1 pseudogene is annotated in these 458 nt (G+C 69.9%); it reads right to left on the reverse strand.

The annotated features are described in order from the left end of the window. A pseudogene (locus ACOMDU_RS13660) lies at positions 1-375 on the reverse strand (hypothetical protein); the annotation flags it as partial. Positions 376-458: the final 83 nt, after the last annotated feature.

A 458-nucleotide genomic window follows, 5' to 3' on the forward strand; every position in this document is an offset into this window, starting at 1 on the left:
GTACATGATCGCCCAGCCGATGATCGCGGCGTAGTAGATCCCGATGACGACGCAGATGAGCACCTGCCACCAGCCGACGGTCTCGGTCCACCGGGACAGGCGCCGGAACGCCAGCGGCGCGGAGCCGCGGAAGCGGTGGCCGATCGCGTAGTCGAAGAACAGGAGCGGGATGCCCGCGGTGAGCAGCGCGATCAGGTAGGGGATGACGAACGCGCCGCCGCCGTTCTCATAGGCGACGTAGGGGAAGCGCCAGAGGTTGCCGAGGCCCACGGCGGAGCCGATGGCCGCCAGGATGAAGGCCCACCGGCCGGTGAACTCCTCCCGGGTGCGCTGTGGCGCCGGCGCGGGCGCCGGCGCGGAGACGGTGCTGGACATGCAGGACCTCCGAGGGTCGGGGAAACTCGAGTGTGACGGATGCCACAATAGTCGACGCGGGCCGTTGCCGGACAGTCCGGTCC

It is taken from the genome of Vescimonas sanitatis (assembly GCF_049060325.1).
Classification (GTDB): Bacteria; Bacillota; Clostridia; order Oscillospirales; family Oscillospiraceae; genus Vescimonas; species Vescimonas sanitatis.